The sequence below is a fragment of the Streptomyces corallincola genome (genome assembly GCF_019104725.1).
Taxonomy (GTDB): domain Bacteria; phylum Actinomycetota; class Actinomycetes; order Streptomycetales; family Streptomycetaceae; genus Streptomyces; species Streptomyces corallincola.
The window spans coordinates 15,603-29,520 of record NZ_JAHRXF010000022.1; the positions used below are offsets into that span (position 1 = coordinate 15,603).

Annotated in this window: 14 protein-coding genes; all 14 read left to right on the plus strand. The window is 71.3% G+C overall.

Going from position 1 to position 13,918, the window contains the following annotated elements; translation table 11 throughout:
- Nucleotides 1–3: 3 nt before the first annotated feature.
- The 14 genes from pafA to KUM39_RS15900 all read left to right on the plus strand — a co-directional run bounded on the left by pafA (nucleotide 4) and on the right by KUM39_RS15900 (nucleotide 13,884).
- A complete protein-coding gene (gene pafA / locus KUM39_RS15835; protein ID WP_217786290.1) occupies nucleotides 4–1,365 on the plus strand; it encodes a Pup--protein ligase in 1,362 nt (453 codons plus the stop codon).
- A 146-nt stretch (nucleotides 1,366–1,511) separates the two neighbouring features.
- Nucleotides 1,512–2,522, plus strand: a complete 1,011-nt coding sequence (locus KUM39_RS15840; protein WP_217786291.1) for an FKBP-type peptidyl-prolyl cis-trans isomerase — start codon at nucleotides 1,512–1,514, stop codon at nucleotides 2,520–2,522.
- A 103-nt stretch (nucleotides 2,523–2,625) separates the two neighbouring features.
- Nucleotides 2,626–3,006 carry an FKBP-type peptidyl-prolyl cis-trans isomerase gene (locus KUM39_RS15845; RefSeq protein ID WP_217786292.1) on the plus strand — a complete coding sequence of 127 codons (381 nt, stop codon included), beginning with the start codon at nucleotides 2,626–2,628 and terminating at the stop codon, nucleotides 3,004–3,006.
- Nucleotides 3,007–3,215: 209 nt separating this feature from the next.
- Nucleotides 3,216–4,199, plus strand: a complete 984-nt coding sequence (locus KUM39_RS15850) for a helix-turn-helix transcriptional regulator (RefSeq protein ID WP_217786293.1) — start codon at nucleotides 3,216–3,218, stop codon at nucleotides 4,197–4,199.
- 19 nt (nucleotides 4,200–4,218) lie between these two features.
- Nucleotides 4,219–5,217: a helix-turn-helix transcriptional regulator gene (locus KUM39_RS15855; RefSeq protein ID WP_217786294.1), complete on the plus strand. Its 999-nt coding sequence runs from the start codon at nucleotides 4,219–4,221 to the stop codon at nucleotides 5,215–5,217.
- Nucleotides 5,218–5,456: 239 nt separating this feature from the next.
- The gene (locus KUM39_RS15860; protein WP_217786355.1) at nucleotides 5,457–5,717 is read left to right on the plus strand and encodes a CpXC domain-containing protein; all 261 of its coding nucleotides are present in this window, start codon (nucleotides 5,457–5,459) and stop codon (nucleotides 5,715–5,717) included.
- Nucleotides 5,718–5,738: 21 nt separating this feature from the next.
- The gene (locus KUM39_RS15865; protein WP_217786295.1) at nucleotides 5,739–5,933 is read left to right on the plus strand and encodes a hypothetical protein; all 195 of its coding nucleotides are present in this window, start codon (nucleotides 5,739–5,741) and stop codon (nucleotides 5,931–5,933) included.
- A 231-nt stretch (nucleotides 5,934–6,164) separates the two neighbouring features.
- Nucleotides 6,165–6,455 carry a Sec-independent protein translocase subunit TatA gene (gene tatA / locus KUM39_RS15870; RefSeq protein ID WP_217786296.1) on the plus strand — a complete coding sequence of 97 codons (291 nt, stop codon included), beginning with the start codon at nucleotides 6,165–6,167 and terminating at the stop codon, nucleotides 6,453–6,455.
- A gap of 55 nt (nucleotides 6,456–6,510) precedes the next feature.
- A complete protein-coding gene (gene tatC, locus KUM39_RS15875; protein ID WP_246620213.1) occupies nucleotides 6,511–7,461 on the plus strand; it encodes a twin-arginine translocase subunit TatC in 951 nt (316 codons plus the stop codon).
- An 85-nt stretch (nucleotides 7,462–7,546) separates the two neighbouring features.
- On the plus strand, nucleotides 7,547–10,396 hold the full coding sequence (locus tag KUM39_RS15880; RefSeq protein WP_217786357.1) for a DEAD/DEAH box helicase: 2,850 nt from the start codon (nucleotides 7,547–7,549) through the stop codon (nucleotides 10,394–10,396).
- A 420-nt stretch (nucleotides 10,397–10,816) separates the two neighbouring features.
- A complete protein-coding gene (locus KUM39_RS15885) occupies nucleotides 10,817–12,394 on the plus strand; it encodes a sensor histidine kinase (RefSeq protein ID WP_217786358.1) in 1,578 nt (525 codons plus the stop codon).
- The gene (locus KUM39_RS15890; protein WP_217786297.1) at nucleotides 12,391–12,795 is read left to right on the plus strand and encodes a roadblock/LC7 domain-containing protein; all 405 of its coding nucleotides are present in this window, start codon (nucleotides 12,391–12,393) and stop codon (nucleotides 12,793–12,795) included. Before KUM39_RS15885 ends, KUM39_RS15890 begins: the two co-directional genes overlap by 4 nt.
- A complete protein-coding gene (locus KUM39_RS15895) occupies nucleotides 12,792–13,283 on the plus strand; it encodes a DUF742 domain-containing protein (protein WP_217786298.1) in 492 nt (163 codons plus the stop codon). The genes KUM39_RS15890 and KUM39_RS15895 overlap by 4 nt, the downstream gene beginning before the upstream one ends.
- Complete coding sequence (locus KUM39_RS15900) at nucleotides 13,264–13,884, plus strand: GTP-binding protein (protein WP_217786299.1); 621 nt, start codon at nucleotides 13,264–13,266, stop codon at nucleotides 13,882–13,884. The genes KUM39_RS15895 and KUM39_RS15900 overlap by 20 nt, the downstream gene beginning before the upstream one ends.
- The last annotated feature ends 34 nt before the right edge of the window (nucleotides 13,885–13,918 follow it).

The window sequence follows — 13,918 nt, forward strand, 5'->3', positions numbered from 1 at the left end:
GTCATGGACCGCCGCATTTTCGGGCTGGAGAACGAGTACGGCGTCACATGCACGTTCAGGGGACAGCGACGGCTGTCCCCTGACGAGGTGGCGCGGTACCTCTTCCGCCGTGTCGTGTCATGGGGCCGCAGCAGCAATGTCTTTCTGCGGAACGGCGCCCGGCTTTATCTCGACGTGGGCTCACATCCGGAATACGCGACACCCGAATGTGACAACGTGACCGAACTGGTCACCCACGACAAAGCCGGGGAACGCATTCTCGAAGGACTCCTGGTGGACGCGGAACGACGCCTGCACGAGGAAGGAATCGCGGGCGACGTCTACCTCTTCAAGAACAACACCGACTCGGCGGGCAACTCCTACGGCTGCCACGAGAACTACCTGGTGGCCCGGCACGGGGAGTTCTCCCGCCTCGCGGACATCCTCATCCCGTTCCTGGTGACCCGCCAGCTCCTGTGCGGCGCCGGCAAGGTGCTGCAGACGCCGCGCGGCGCCGTCTACTGCGTCAGCCAGCGCGCGGAGCACATCTGGGAGGGCGTCTCCTCGGCGACGACCCGCTCCCGGCCCATCATCAACACCCGCGACGAACCGCACGCCGACGCCGAGCGGTACCGCCGCCTGCACGTCATCGTCGGCGACTCCAACATGTCCGAGACGACCATGCTGCTCAAGGTCGGCGCCACCGACCTGGTGCTGCGCATGATCGAGGCGGGCACCGTGATGCGCGATCTGACGCTGGAGAACCCGATCCGGGCGATCCGCGAGGTCAGCCACGACATCACCGGCCGCCGCAAGGTCCGCCTCGCCAGCGGCCGGGAGGCGTCCGCGCTGGAGGTGCAGCGCGAGTACTTCGACAAGGCCGTGGACTTCTGCGACCGGCGCGGCATCCGCACCGGCACCGTCGCCCAGGTGCTGGAGCTGTGGGGCCGCACCCTGGACGCGATCGAGACCGAGGAACTCGACCGCATCGGCACCGAGATCGACTGGGTCATGAAGTACAAGCTCATCGAGCGGTACCGCGCCAAGCACAACATGACGATGTCGCACCCGAGGGTCGCGCAGATAGACCTCGCCTACCACGACATCCACCGCCGTCGTGGGCTCTACTACCTCCTGGAGCGCAAGGGGCAGGCCGCGCGGATCTGCGAGGACCTGAAGATCTTCCAGGGCAAGTCCGTTCCCCCGCAGACCACTCGGGCCCGGCTGCGCGGCGACTTCATCCGCCGCGCGCAGGAGCAGCGCCGGGACTTCACCGTGGACTGGGTGCACCTCAAGCTCAACGACCAGGCGCAGCGCACCGTGTTGTGCAAGGACCCGTTCCGCTCCGTGGACGACCGGGTGGAGAAGCTGATCGCCGGAATGTGACCGGCCGCGGGCCTCGCGCGCCGCGGGTGCGCGGGGTCCCCCACGCCACACGGGCGCCGTACGTTTTCCGTACGGCGCCCTTGTCACGCCGTAGAGTTGCGCGGGCACGCCAATCCGCAAGATCGACCGATTACGAGGCTCTTCCCGTGCGCCGTCGCTCGCTCCTCATCGCCGCCGTACCCGCCGGACTGGTCACGCTCGCCGCCTGCGGCGACGGCACGTCCGGCTCCGGCAAGACCACCGCCCCCGCCTCGCCGTCGCCCTCGGCCTCCGCCGTGCCGCCGCCCAAGCTGGTGGACGGGCCGCTCCCGGCGATCACGGCCGGGACGAAGTTCGGGGAGAAGCCGACCGTCGCCAAGGGGCCGGGCGAGCCGTCCAAGGACGTCGCGGTGAAGACCGTCATCGCCGGAAACGGCCGCACGATCGCGGAGAACGACTTCGTCCAGGCCAACTACCTGGGCCAGATCTGGAGCACCGCGAAGGTCTTCGACAACTCCTACGACCGGCACACCCCGCTGCTCATCCAGCTCGCCCAGGGCACCATCATCGACGGCTGGCGGTACGCCCTCGCGGGCAGGAAGGTCGGCAGCCGCGTCGAGATGGCCATCCCGCCGACCTGGGGGTACGGCAAGGAGGGCAACCCGCAGGCCGGGATCAAGGGCACCGACACCCTGGTCTTCGTCATCGACGTCGTGGACTCCTTCAACTCCAGGAGCAGCGCCCAGGGCAAGCCCGTCCCGCAGGACGACGCGGCGCTGCCCAAGGTCGGCACCAACACCGACGGCAAGGCGCCGAGCATCACGATCCCCAAGGCCGACCCGCCCAAGAAGCTCGTCTCGGAGTACGTGCTGGAGGGCGACGGCCCCGAACTGAAGGCCGAGCAGTCCGTGCTGTGCCAGTTCGAGGGCAAGGTCTGGGACAGCGGCAAGACCTTCCAGGAGACCTACGGCAGCGGGCGCCTCGCGCAGTTCGCGCTCCAGCAGATGGAGCAGACCGTCAAGGGGCTCGCCCAGGGACTGACCGGCAAGAAGGTGGGCAGCAGGGTCCTGGTCGTCGTCCCCGCGGACCTCGGCTACGGCGACAACCCGCCGAGCGACGGCATGATCAAGAAGGACTCCACGCTGGTGTTCTCGGTGGACATCCTCGCCGCGATGTAGCGGGCCCCCGCCCCGTGCCGCCCGCGGTACCGTGCGGGCGGCAGACCAGCGGGGATGACAGACTGTCCGTGTTTCGTGTCGTACACAAGCAGGAGCTTTTGACGTGAGCATCGAGAAGCCCGAGATCGACTTCCCCGGCGGCGAGGCCCCGGCGGACCTGGAGATCAAGGACATCTGGGAGGGCGACGGCGAGGTCGCCGAGGCGGGCGACTTCGTCAAGGTCCACTACGTGGGTGTCGCCTTCTCCACCGGCGAGGAGTTCGACGCCTCCTGGAACCGCAACAGCCCGCTGGACTTCCAGCTCGGCGTCGGCCAGGTCATCCAGGGCTGGGACAAGGGCGTGCAGGGCATGAAGGTCGGCGGTCGCCGCCACCTCACCATCCCCGCGCACCTCGCCTACGGCGACCGCGGCGCCGGTGGCCGGATCGCCCCCGGCGAGACGCTGATCTTCGTCTGCGACCTCGTGGGCGTCGCCAAGCGCTGACCCGCGTCCCGCCCGCGACGCGGGTGACGCGGCACGACCGGTCGTGACCGGTAGTGACCGAAGAGGGGCCCGTGCCGACCGCACGGGCCCCTCTTCCGTGGCTGTCGCCGCCCGGCCGGGGTGGAGTTGCCCGATCCCGCTTTTGCCGCGCCACCCGCTGGCGGTACGGTCATCGGTCGGAAGCACCACAGGAAAGACGAAGGGCGCCGATGGCGATTGCCAAGGCCGAGCGGCTGATGAATCTTGCGCTGTGCCTGCTCGGCACCCGGCGCCCGCTGAGCAAGCGCGAACTGCGGGACTCCATCGAGGCGTACGTCGAGGCGGGCCGCGTCACCGGGTCCCGGCTGGACACCGCCGCCGACGAGGCGTTCAACCGCATGTTCGAGCGCGACAAGGACGACCTGCGCGAACTCGGGCTCGTCATCGAGACCGTGGAGAACATCGACGGCGAGGTCGGCTACCTCGCCCGCCGGGACAGCAACCGGCTGCCGCCCATCACCCTGGACGCCGAGGAGGCCGCCGCGCTCGGGCTGGCCGCCAAGGTCTGGCAGCAGGCCCGGCTCGCCGGTGCCGCCAGCGGCGCCCTGCAGAAGCTCCGCGCCGCCGGACTCCCCGAGGACGTGGACCCCTACGAGGCGCACAGCGCCCTCGAACCCCGCATCCCGGTGCACGAGGCCGCGTTCGAACCGCTCATGCTGGCCTGCCGCGACCGCCGCCCGGTCCTCTTCGACTACCGCAAGGCCACCGCCGCCCGCCCCGAACCCCGCAACGTCGAACCCTGGGCGCTGGAGTGCTGGCGCGGCCACTGGTACCTCGCCGGGTACGACCGCGACCGGGGCGCCGAACGCGTCTTCCGGCTCTCCCGCATCACCGGCCGGGTCCGCGTGCGCGGCACCGGCTTCACCGCGCCCGTGCCCGACGTGGTCACCGTGCGCGAGACCGTCGCCGGGTGGGCCGGTGAGACCGCCGACCGTTCGGCCCGTATCCGGCTCCGCTCCGGCGCCGGTTACCCGCTGCGCGCCCGCGCCACGGCGGTACGGGAACTCGACGGCGGCTGGGACGAGTTGGAGATCCCGTACGGGCACGGACTGGACGCCTGGCTGGTGGAGTTCGGGCCGGACGTGGTCGTCGTGGAGCCCGCCGAGCTGCGGGCCGACGTGGTGGACCGGCTGCGTGCCGTGGCCAGGGGCTGAGGGGGAGCGGAACACGATCATGGCAGGCAAACCGGTCAGGCCCGTCAACGCCATCGACCAGACCCGGCGGATGCTCTCCCTGGTCACCTATCTGCGCGAGCGCCCCGGCGCCCGGATCGCGGACGTGGCCCGCGCGTTCGGCATCACCGAGGACGAACTCGTCTCCGACCTCGACGTGCTGCCCATGTGCGGCACCAGCTTCCGGGGCGGCGACCTCCTCGACATCGACACCGACGGCGAACGCATCTGGTGGCACAACCCGGCCGCGCTCGGCGAGGAGGCCGCCGAACCGCTGCGGCTCGCCGCCGACGAGGCGACCGCGCTGCTGGTCGCCGCGCGCGCCGTCACCACCCTGCCCGGTCTGCGCGAGTCCGACCGGCAGGCCCTGCTGCGCGCCACCGCCAAGGTCGAGACCGCCGCGGGGGAGGCCGCCGGTGCCAGCGCCCGGCTGTCCGTCACCTTCGAGTCCGAGGGCGGGGTCTTCGCGGACGTGGACCGGGCGATCTCCGAGCGCCGCCGCCTCTGGATCCGTTATTACTCGCCCGCCCGCGACGAGATCACCGAGCGGGAGATCGACCCCATCCGCCTGGTCAGCGTCGGCCACACCTACGTCGAGGCGTGGTGCCGCCGCTCCGAGGCGCGCCGCACCTTCCGGCTCGACCGGGTCGCGGAGATCAAGATCCTGGACGACCCGTCCACCCCGCCCGAGATCGAGCTGCGGGACCTGTCCGAGGCCCTGGTGCAGCCCGCCGCCGAGGACCCCGAGGTGGTCATCGAGGTCGGACCGGGCGGGCGCTGGGTCGCGGAGTACTACCCGCACGACAGCGCCGAGGAACTGCCCGGCGGCGGGCTGCGCATCACCCTGCGCACCCCCGACCCGGCCTCCCTGCGCCGCCTCGCGCTGCGGCTCGGCGGCGACGGCCGGATCGTCTCCCCGCCCGACCTCGCCGACAGCGCCCGCAGCGCGGCGGCCGGGGCACTGGCCGCGTACGACACGCCCGCGGAGCCGTCCCGGTGACCCCGGACGGCCGGGACGGCGGGGACGGCCCCCGGCAGGAGCCGCCGGGGACCCGGAGCGCGCCGGGTGCCGGAGACGCCCGAGACGGATGGGACGCCAGAGACGGGTGGGACGCCCGAGACGCCCGGGGCGACGGAGCCCACGCGGTGACCGAGTCCGTGCCGCCCGGTGCCGGTAACGGTGCCGGTACTGGTACTGGTGCCGGGGCTCGTACCACCGCGGGTTCCGCTTCCGGTGAGATGTCGGTGGCCTCCGCGTTCTCCGGGATGCGGCGGGCGGTCCCGGTGGTGTTCCGGGCCGGGTGCCCCGACTGCCGGGGCCGGTTCGAACTCGCCGCGAGCGCGCTGCGCCTGGCCATAGGCGCCAGCCGCCGCACCACCTTCTACTCCTTCACCTGCCCCGAGTGCGGCGCCGCCGTCCGCAAACCGGCGGGCGAGCGCGTCGTGGAACTCCTCACCGGCGGCGGGGTGCGCACCCTGCGGCTGCACCCCACCGTGTAGCGACCGTCTAGGCTCGATGGCATGTTCTGGCCGATGTTCGCCGTAGCCGTGGGTTTCCTGGGTCTCCTCGTCCTGGGGGTGTTCGCCGTGCGGGTCTTCCTGGAGGCCGAGCGGCTGGGCCGCCAGGTGTCCGAATCCGCGCTGCGCATCGGCCGCGCGGCCGAGGACCTGGAGCGCGCGGCGGGCTCGGTGTCACGGGCGGCCGGGACGATGTGAGTTCCACGCCTCATACGATCTGGGTCACTTCGCCCTGTCATGGTCCGGGTCCCGCCAGGTACGCTGCTGGTCGCGGCCCGGTGAGCGAGGCACGGGTCCGCAGGCGGAGAAATGCGCAAGGGGATTGCTCCACGTTCACTCCCGGGCGTTACGATCGCTGCCAGCAGGACGGTCAGGAATCGTGTCCGAACGGTCGGACACCCACCCGCCTCGGTGAGAAGGTGAAGAACTATGTTCCGCAGCGGACTTGAGCCGTGGCACCTCCTGGTGTTCGCACTGGTGATCATCCTCGTCTTCGGTTCCAAGAAGCTCCCGGACATGGCGCGTTCGCTCGGCAAGTCCGCGCGCATCCTCAAGAGCGAGGCCAAGGCGATGAAGGACGAGGCCAACAAGCCCGACGCCGGCACCGCCCAGTCCACCCAGGACCCCGCCCCGGCGCAGCGCACCATCCACGCCGCCCCCGGCGACGTGACCAGCGCCCGTCCGGTCACCGAGCCGACGGACAGCACCAGCCAGCGCTGACGTTCGCCACCAGGCCGGAGCCGATCGGATCCGCCGCACGAGATGAGGATGTGGGTTGCCCAAGTCTGCCCTGAAGAAGGAGAGGGATCCCGAGGGGCGGATGCCGCTCGTGGATCACTTGCGTGAGCTGCGCAACAGGCTCGCGAAGGGTGTTCTGGCCATCCTGGTCGTCACGATCGCCGCGGCGTTCTTCTACCGGGAGATCATCAACTTCATCACCGAGCCGGTCCTCGACCAGATCGGCTGTCGCCAGACATTCGGTGAACTGGCCCAGGCCAAGAACGTCCACTGCGCGCACCTCACCGTCAGCGGTCTGCTCGCACCGTTCACCCTGGCCCTGAAGGTCTCCCTGATGACCGGTGTCGTGCTCGCGTCACCGGTGTGGCTCTACCAGCTGTGGGCGTTCGTCGCACCGGGTCTGCACCGCGGCGAGAAGCGGTACGCCTACGCGTTCGTCGGGTTCGGCTTCCCGCTGTTCCTCGGCGGCGGCTACCTCGCGTACCGCATCCTGCCCACCACGGCGAAGGTGATGATAGGGCTCACCCCGGCCGGGGTGGAGAACCTGCAGCCGCTGGACGAGCTGCTGGACCTCGTCACCCGCATGGTCGTCGTCTTCGGCCTCGCCTTCGAGATGCCGTTGCTGCTGGTCATGCTCAACCTGACCGGCATCCTGTCCGGGCGCCGCATGCTCGGCTGGTGGCGGGGCATGGTCGTCGGCATCACCGCCTTCGCGGCCGTGGCCACGCCGAGTCCCGACCCGATGACGATGCTGGCGCTCGCCGCGCCGATCTGGGCGCTGTTCTTCATCGCCGTCGCCGTCTCGCTGATCAACGACCGCCGCCGGGCCCGCCGGGCGTCCGAGGGCCCCGGTGACGACGAGGCGTCCGAACTCGACCTCACCCCCGAGGCGATCGGCGCCATCGAACCGGTCGGCGCGGTCCCCGCACTGCCCGAGCAGGCGAGCGCGGAGCGCTCCCGGCCACGGGACTACGACGACTTCACGTAGCCGACCGCGCACGTCGTCACCGCCGAGGCGGCACCCCACACCGGGTGCCGCCTCGGCGCGTTCCCCGCTCCGGGTGATCCGCATATTGATCGTCCCGTTGTCGGTGCGGGCCGGTACGCTCGAAAGCACGATGACAGAGGATCTCTCACCGGCCGAGCGGTACGCGGCAGCCCGTAAGCGGGCAGCCGAGCAGGCCACCGCGCTCGCGGACTTCCGCGAGATGTACGACTTCGGCCTCGACCCCTTCCAGATCGAGGCCTGCCGGGCGCTCGAAGCGGGCAAGGGCGTGCTGGTGGCCGCCCCCACCGGCTCGGGCAAGACGATCGTGGGCGAGTTCGCCGTCCACCTCGCGCTGGGCCAGGGCAAGAAGTGCTTCTACACGACACCCATCAAGGCGCTGTCGAACCAGAAGTACGCCGACCTGTGCCGCCGCTACGGCTCCGACAAGGTCGGTCTGCTCACCGGCGACAACAGCGTCAACTCCGACGCCCCGGTGGTCGTGATGACCACCGAGGTTTTGCGGAACATGCTGTACGCGGGCTCGCAGACGCTGCTCGGCCTCGGCTACGTGGTGATGGACGAGGTGCACTACCTCTCCGACCGCTTCCGGGGCGCCGTCTGGGAGGAGGTGATCATCCACCTGCCCGAGTCGGTGACCCTGGTGTCGTTGTCCGCGACAGTGTCCAACGCCGAGGAGTTCGGGGACTGGCTGGACACCGTGCGCGGCGACACCGAGGTGATCGTCTCCGAGCACCGGCCGGTCCCGCTGTTCCAGCACGTCCTGGCCGGACGCCGTACCTACGACCTGTTCGAGGAGGGCGAGGGCAGCAAGAAGGCCGTCAATCCCGACCTCGTCCGGCTCGCCCGCAACGAGGCGACCCGACCGTCCTACCAGGACCGCAGGCGCGGCCGGGCCATGCGGGAGGCGGACCGGGAGCGGGAGCGCAGGCAGCGCTCACGGGTGTGGACACCCGGCCGCCCCGAGGTCATCGAACGGCTGGACGCCGAGGGCCTGCTGCCCGCGATCACCTTCATCTTCAGCCGCGCCGGCTGCGAGTCCGCCGTCCAGCAGTGCCTGCACGCCGGACTGCGGCTCAACGACGACGCGGCCCGCGAGCGGGTCCGCGCGCTCGTCGAGGAGCGCACCGCCGCGATCCCCACCGAGGACCTGCACGTCCTCGGCTACTACGAGTGGCTGGAGGGGCTGGAGCGGGGCATCGCCGCCCACCACGCGGGCATGCTGCCGACCTTCAAGGAGGTCGTGGAGGAGTTGTTCGTACGCGGCCTGGTCAAGGCGGTGTTCGCCACCGAGACGCTCGCGCTCGGCATCAACATGCCCGCGCGCTCGGTGGTGCTGGAGAAGCTGGTCAAGTGGAACGGCGAGCAGCACGCCGACATCACCCCCGGTGAGTACACCCAGCTCACCGGCCGGGCCGGGCGGCGCGGCATCGACGTCGAGGGCCACGCGGTGGTGCTGTGGCAGCGGGGGATGAGCCCCGAGCACCTGGCGGGGCTCGCCGGTACCCGTACGTACCCGCTGCGCTCCAGCTTCCGGCCGTCGTACAACATGGCGGTCAACCTGGTCGAGCAGTTCGGGCGGCACCGCTCGCGGGAGCTGCTGGAGACGTCGTTCGCGCAGTTCCAGGCCGACCGGTCGGTGGTCGGCATCTCCCGGCAGGTGCAGCGCAACGAGGAGGGACTGGACGGCTACAAGGCCTCCATGACCTGCCACCTCGGTGACTTCGAGGAGTACGCGCGGCTGCGCCGGGACCTGAAGGACCGTGAGACGGAACTCGCCCGGCAGGGCGCGCACGAGCGCCGTGCCGAGGCCGCGGTCGCCCTGGAGAAGCTGAAGCCGGGCGATGTCATCCACGTGCCCACCGGCAAGTACGCGGGCCTCGCCCTGGTCCTCGACCCCGGTCTGCCCGCCGGGCGGTCCGACGGGCACCGCTTCGACCAGCACGACGGGCCGCGCCCGCTGGTCCTCACCGCCGAACGGCAGGTCAAGCGGCTGGCGTCGATGGACTTCCCGGTGCCGGTGGAGGCGCTGGAGCGGATGCGCATCCCCAAGTCGTTCAACCCGCGCTCCCCGCAGTCCCGCCGGGACCTCGCCTCGGCGCTGCGCACCAAGGCCGGGCACATCCCGCCGGAGCGGGCCCGCAAGAAGCGGGCGCAGGCCGCAGACGACCGGGAGATCGCCCGGCTGCGCACCGCGATCCGCGCCCACCCCTGCCACGGCTGCGACGACCGGGAGGACCACGCCCGCTGGGCCGAGCGCTACCACCGGCTGCTGCGCGACACCTCGCAGCTGGAGCGCCGTATCGAGGGCCGTACGAACACCATCGCGCGGACCTTCGACCGGATCGTGGCGCTGCTGACCGAGCTGGACTATCTGCGCGGCGACGAGGTCACCGACAACGGGCGCCGACTGGCCCGGCTGTACGGCGAGCTCGACCTGCTGGCCAGCGAGTGCCTGCGCGAGGGCGTCTGGGAGGGGCTCGGCCCTGCCGAACTCGCCGCGTGTGCCTCGGCGTTGGTGTTCGAGGCGCGGATCAGCGACGACGCGGCGACGCCCAAGGTGCCCTCGGGGAAGGCGAAGGCCTCGCTGGCCGAGATGGTCCGCATCTGGGGCCGTCTCGACGCGCTGGAGGAGGACTTTCGGATCAACCAGACCGAGGGGGTCGGGCAGCGCGAGCCCGATCTCGGCTTCGCCTGGGCCGCGTACATGTGGGCCTCGGGCAAGGGGCTGGACGAGGTGCTCCGCGAGGCGGAGATGCCGGCCGGTGACTTCGTGCGCTGGTGCAAGCAGGTCATCGACGTGCTCGGGCAGATCTCCGCCGCCGCGCCCACCGAGGGGTCCACGGTCGCCAAGAACGCCCGCAAGGCGGTGGAGGGGCTGCTGCGCGGGGTCGTGGCGTACTCCTCGGTGGGCTGAACCCGCCGCTCCTGCCCAGGAGTTGATACGGCGCCCCGGCCGGGCGAGTGGCGAACGCCGCTCCCGGCCGGGGCGTTTTCGTGTACCCGAACGCCGTCACGTCACGTGTTCGAATGATGGCCCAGGGTGCAAATGGAGCCGAGCGTACTCCTGTTGCGAGGGGGGTCGCAGAGGGTTGCCGAATGTGACACGGCGATGATCCGCTCGGACTAAGCTCGCCCGCGGCGCACCGAGTTGAGATGGATTCGCGCGCTTGTTCCCTTATTCCCTTGTGTCATGTTCGGTTCCGGGAATCTTCCCCGTCAGCACCCCTGACACCCAGCCGTTTCGTCCCAGAAGGCATTGATGGTGAGTGTTCACACGCCCACGGGCGGCCCTGAACGTCCGTATGCCCGCGTGCTGTTGCCGCCGGGCCTGGCGATGGCCGCCGCGGCCCTGGCAGCGGTCGCGCTCGTCCCCGAGGAGGCCCGCCTCGCCGTCGGCGCCTGCGGCACGGTCGCCCTCGTCCTGGTCCTCGCCACGGCGGCCGAGGCCGCCCGCCGGGGCCGGCGGCTGCGCGAGGCGCGCGCCGAACACGCCCGGTACGGCGCCCACATGGAGCGCCGGATCGCCGCCCACGACGCCGACATCGTCCGTCTCGGCAGCGAGATCCTGCCCTACGCGCTGCGCCGCCTGCGCGCCGGAGAACCACTCCGGGAGGTGATGCGCAACGTCGTGGACGAAGACCCCGAACTGCGTCATCTGCCCGACGCCCAGCGCACGTTGCTGCACACCGCGCTGCGCGGCGCCGACCACGAGATCTCGATGCGCGACTCCACCGAGCGGTCGTACGTCGCCATCGCCCGGCGCGTCCAGGCCATCGTGCACCAACAGGCCGGTGAGCTGAGGGAGATGGAGGAGGACCACGGGCGCAACCCCGAGGTCTTCGACGACCTGCTGCGCATCGACCACGGCACCGCGCTGATCGGCCGCCTCGCCGACTCCATCTCGGTGCTCGGCGGCGGACGCCCCGGCCGCCAGTGGCCGCTTCCGGTGTCGCTGTACAGCGTGCTGCGCGGCGCCATGTCGCGCATCCTGGAGTACCGCCGTATCGAGCTGAGCTCCATCTGCACCATCAACATCAAGGGCACCGCCGTGGAGCCGATCATCCACGCGGCGGCCGAACTCCTCGACAACGCCACCCGCTACTCGCCGCCCACCACCAAGGTGCACGTCACCGCCGTGGAGGTGCAGAGCGGTGTCGTCATCGAGATCGAGGACGCCGGTGTCAGCCTCAGTGAGGAGGGCCGGGCCCGGATCGAGAAGGCCATCGCCGACGCCATGAACCTCGACGACGCGGAGAACCTCGGCTCCACCCCGCGGCTCGGCCTCGCGGTCGTCGGACGGCTCTGCAAGGCGTTCGACATGCAGGTCTCGCTGCGCGCCTCCGCGTACGGCGGCCTGCGCGCCATCCTCGTCGTACCGCGCGTGATGACCACCACCGAACCCGGTGTCGGCGCCGCGCACGGCATCGGCGCCACCGCCGTGCCGAAACCCGAACTCGGCGCCGTGGAGGGCCCGAAGCGCCCGCCGAAGAAGCGCCGCCCGACCTCGCCGCGCATCCCCGCCGGGATCTCGATGGAGGACGACGTCCCCGAGGTCACCGAGTGGACGGCGGGCGGACTCCCGCAGCGCCGCAGCCGGATGAAGGTGCCGCTCGCCCAGCGGTACGCCGAGCAGGCCGCCGTCGAGCGCGCCGAACGCGAGGGCCGCCCCACCGTGTGGTCGCAGACCCGGTCCGAACCCGAGCCGGAGACCGACCCCGAGCGCAGGAAGCTCATGGACCGGGAGCCCGGCCTGTGGGTGGACGCCTTCTGGGAGGGGCTGAAGAAGGGCATGCCCGACGACGTCTCGCCCACCGACTTCACCCGGAACCCGACCAAGTACCTGCATCTGATCGACGACCCGGACACCGGCACCGAGGCCCCCGCCGGGGGCGACGAAGGGGACACCAAGTGATCCAGCAGCGCGCCAACTTCGACTGGATGCTCAAGCAGCTCAACGACGGCGTGCCCGGCATCCAGATGATCGTGGTCCTCTCCGCCGACGGTCTGCGCATCGCCCGCTACGGGGGCGACCCCGACGCCGCCGACCGGGTCGCCGCCGCCTGCGCGGGCGTGCAGAGCCTGGCCGGTGCGGTCGCCCAGGAGATCCCCGGCACCGGCGAGATGAAGCTCGTCGTCATCGAGATCGACGGCGGCTACTTCTACCTGATGTCCGCCGGTGCCAACGCCTACCTCGCGGTGCTGGCCGACGTCACCTGCGAACCCGGGCGGATGAGCGGCATGATGCGCGACCTCGTCGTCCGGATCGGCGCCCACCTCACCACCCCGCCCCGGCGCGACGGGCAGCCCGTATGACCGGTCCGCGCCGCAGGCGGCGGCAGCCGCAGCACCAACCGCCCCCGCCCGAACCGCCGTTCCCGCCGCCCCCGGCCGAGCCGACCGAGGGACCGCCCGCCGCCGGGGCGCTGGCGTCCGGCGACGGCACGCCGGGTGAGGGCGGGCCCGCCGACGGCAGGCCCGGCAACCCCGAGCGGCTCTACACCATCGCGGGCGCCGCCGACGGCGCGCGGGCCGAACTCGACCTCGTCACCCTGATCGTGGCGCGCTCGGCGGCCCCGCCCTCCGCCTCGCCCGAGGGGGCGGCCGTACTGCGGCTGTGCGGCGCCCCCCTGTCCGTGGCCGAGCTGTCGGCCTACCTCAGCCTGCCGTTCAGCGCGATGACCGTCCTGATCACCGAGCTGATCACGGCCGAACTGGTGCAGGCGCGCGCCCCGATCGTGCGGCGCGCGCTGCCCGACCGTTCACTCCTCGAAGCGGTGATGCATGGACTTCAACGGCTCTGACACCCTCCCCGGCCCACGGACCGAGGACCACCTCCCGCACACCGCCCAGGCCGCGGTGAAGATCGTCATCGTGGGCGGGTTCGGCGTCGGCAAGACCACGATGGTCGGCTCGGTCAGCGAGATCAGGCCGCTGACCACCGAGGAGACCATGACCCAGGCCGGGGTCGGGGTGGACGACGACTACGGCTCGGAGACCAAGACCGCCACCACGGTGGCGATGGACTTCGGCCGTATCGGCATCACCGACCAACTGGTCCTCTACCTCTTCGGCACGCCCGGCCAGGAACGCTTCTGGTTCCTGTGGAACGGCCTGTTCGAAGGCGCGCTCGGCGCGGTCGTCCTGGTGGACACCCGCCGCCTGGAGGTCAGCTTCGACGTGATGGGACGGCTGGAGGAGCGCGGCGTGCCGTTCATCGTCGCCGTCAACTCCTTCCCCGACGGCCCCCGTTACCCGCTGGACGACCTGCGTACCGCGCTGGACCTGACCGCGGACATCCCGATCGTGGAGTGCGACGTGCGCCGCCGGGCCTCCAGCAAGGAGGTGCTGATGACGCTCATGGGCTTCCTGCACTCCCTCGCCGTGTCCGGCGCCCTCACCTGAGGCCGCCACCCGCACCGCAGCCCCCTCACCCACC